Annotated in this window: 3 protein-coding genes; 1 reads left to right on the forward strand and 2 read right to left on the reverse strand. The window is 55.9% G+C overall.

The window, feature by feature from the left end:
• Positions 1 to 510: 510 nt before the first annotated feature.
• Positions 511 to 984, reverse strand: coding sequence for a hypothetical protein (locus CW742_RS09880; protein WP_292419825.1), 474 nt, complete (start codon positions 982 to 984; stop codon positions 511 to 513).
• Positions 985 to 1224: 240 nt separating this feature from the next.
• Between CW742_RS09880 and CW742_RS09885 the strand changes: the two genes are divergently transcribed.
• Positions 1225 to 1986 (forward strand): metallophosphoesterase, encoded by a 762-nt coding sequence (locus CW742_RS09885; protein WP_292419829.1) that lies wholly within the window; start codon positions 1225 to 1227, stop codon positions 1984 to 1986.
• A 138-nt stretch (positions 1987 to 2124) separates the two neighbouring features.
• Here CW742_RS09885 and CW742_RS09890 read toward each other — a convergent pair.
• Positions 2125 to 2823, reverse strand: a 699-nt coding sequence (locus CW742_RS09890) for a hypothetical protein (protein WP_292419832.1), incomplete at its 5' end; no start/stop codon positions are given.

Raw genomic sequence — 2823 nt, forward strand, 5'->3', positions numbered from 1 at the left:
GTGTGGGGGATGGTGCGACTAGATAACGTTGCCAGATTTTTTCATTCTGGCCGGATCCGGGTAAGTGCGTAGCGCAAAAGCCGGTAGGCCTTTTGCGCGTAGGGAATCGCAACATAATGAAAGGATCTGTAACCCGATTTTTCCTAGAATCTTCTAACAGATTCCGGCTCTCCATCAATTTGTACCCACGCGACCCCCTACACCCCCTAATGTCACAGTAGCCTTCTTTTTACGAAGTGAAAACAACCAGTTTTCCCAAAAAATCTTGAAGATGCAAAGGGGGGTCGCATGGGTACAAATGTTTTAACGCGCCTCACCGCACAAAACAAAGCCTGAAAATTGTGACGTGGAATCTCATGGTAACGCTGGATCAGGCCCGGCACTTTGTACCCATGCGACCCCTTACTTTTCAAAAAAGTACAGTGCCAGTGCTGGTGCAGCCATCAATTCAACCGTGAAAAAAAAGTGGTTCGCCCGGTACCTGGACTGTCCGGACAGAAAAATCAGAATTTACTCCATGCCCATGGCTTTCTTGTAATCGGAGAGCATCCGCACAATCATCCTGCGGTGCTCCTCCAGCATCTCCTCGTCATCGGGGGAGGTGATGAGGGCTACCACGTAGATCAGGATAAGGGCGTTGTCCAGTTCAAGGGTTCCCGGGTCCTCGATCTTCTCTGCGGGAAGGTTGATTGGCACAAACATGCGCTCTTCTCCCGAGAAGGCGATGGACAGGTCCGGTGTGACCTTGGAGTTATTTCGGTCTTCAGCATTTGCCTGGACGATTGCAAGGGCTTTTTTCAGGGCCGCATTTGTCGGGCTGTCCGGAACAAGGGAGATTGCATGCGCACATTCCCTGACCGCGTTCTCGTACAGGCCGAACTTGAAGGCAAGGAATGCCGATGCGATCTCATGGGCGGTCTGGGCCGGGAACCGGGGGTAGTGCGTCCGCATGCGGGCAATATAGGTATCAAGGTATTTTTCCATCAGGTGGTTCCTCCTAAAAACGGGTTCACGCGAAAGGCCGGATAACCCGATCCATTCCTGCCTGAGATCCCGGGTGGATGCAGCCGCACGGGTGACAGGGCCGGTGCGGCCGGCGGTCTCCGGATAATAGTGTGAACCCGTGTTACATCAACGTATCCATCGATCCCAAACGGCATATATTGAACCCCGGGTATCAATGGTTTTTATCAGCAAAGACACTCCAATATTTGTCCTGACCGTATGGGTTCAGTTATCTTTTCCGACGTGCACGCAGATGTTTCTGCGATTGGGGCGCTCTCCTCCTGCATCCGGATACCGGCATTTCAGAAGACCTTCGGGTCAGTCGATCTCCTCGTCAATCTCGGGGATCTCCTGCACCGGGGGGACCGGCCGCAGGAGACACTGGAAAAGATCCACACCCTCTCGCGGGAGTGCCGCCTCGTCTCCGTGCTGGGCAATCACGACCATGCTTACCTCAACGGGATCATGGTCAGCGGCAGCGATGCCGCAAGCGCCTACCGGCACGAGCAGCTCCGGGATTCCCCGCTCCTTTCGATCTTCGACGCAATGCCCATGGAATGGACGGACCATACGATGCTCTTTGTGCACGGGGGCCCGCTCGAACTGGGTGACCAGACGCTCCGGCTCAAGTGCTGGCAGCGGCTCTCCCACCAGAGCGGGGACTTCTTCACCGGGTATCATTATACTGCGCAGATGGCGTTCGATGCCCTTGAAAAACGCGGGCTTTCCCACATGGCCTGCGGCCACCAGCATGAACACATCTGCTGCCGGAAGACTCCCGAAGGGATCATCGAACAGGAGCTGGACTTTGTCGCCATCAGGCTTGAGAACGGGCACCGGCAGATATCTTTAGAGGTTGCACGGGTCCCGCTGGACTGCCCCACGCTCTTCCGCGTTGGCGGGTGTCATGGCGAGGAGCCGGAGTTCGCATATACTGATTATTCCACATTCTCCTTTATCCGGCTGCTGGAAACGGTCTGATCGCGGAAGCCTGTGGCCGGGCGGGCGAGTTCTCCCGGGACCAGAAGGAACTGGTGGATTTCAGCGAGATTCCGACCCGATGAAAAACCGGGTACAGTATGATACCGGGGCACCAGGGACCGCCGCTCTTTGGAACCCTCAGGGAGCCGGCAGTTCGGGGTCCCTGAGTTGCACGGTATCCCCACTCATTTCCGCAATTTTTTCCCTGAGGTGCAAAAGCAGTTCCGGGATCTGTTTTTGTGTCTTCTCCCGCCACTGCCCGAGCTCAAAAAGCCCCTGTTCATCTTTTGCCATCATTGCGGCAAGCTGGGTCTTCTCGCGTTCAAGGGACTGCATCTTTACAAGCAGCGGGTGGGATGCGATGGCAGATTCTGCCTGCTGGCACTGCACTTCAAGGTCCTGGAGGGACCTTCCCGCAAGCGCAATCTGCTCCCGGAACCGTGTCGTATCTGAAAAGATCGCCCGCTCCTCTTTGTTCTTGACAACAACGTCGCCGTCCGCGATCATCCGTTCGGCAAGGGGACAGGCTGCCGCAAGGGCTGTATCCAGCTTCACGGTATCCGGGATCTCATGGTTCGAGAGCACTTTCATTGCTGCGTTCAGGAGGTTGACCTCTGACGGGTGACGCTGCTTTGCAGCTATCTTCTCGGCTTTCCGGAACACATGAGACGCGGTCATCGAGAGAGCTGAATAGGTGCGGGCAGCATCGTTACGCTTTTCGGCGAGACCGGCATGTGCTTTCCGCTGTTCTTCGATGTCCCTCATCCGGGAGTCCTTCGACAGGGAAAGCCGTTCCTGCTCGATTGCACCACACCGCTCGCGGATCTCTGCTATCCG

Source organism: Methanoregula sp. (assembly GCF_002835825.1).
In the GTDB taxonomy this organism is placed as follows: Archaea; Halobacteriota; Methanomicrobia; order Methanomicrobiales; family Methanospirillaceae; genus Methanoregula.

Excerpts from the sequence above, each read along its gene's own strand:
- CW742_RS09880 (WP_292419825.1), bottom strand. The coding sequence starts at position 984 with ATGGAAAAATACCTTGATACCTATATTGCCCGCATGCGGACGCACTAC.
- CW742_RS09885 (WP_292419829.1), top strand. The coding sequence starts at position 1,225 with ATGGGTTCAGTTATCTTTTCCGACGTGCACGCAGATGTTTCTGCGATT.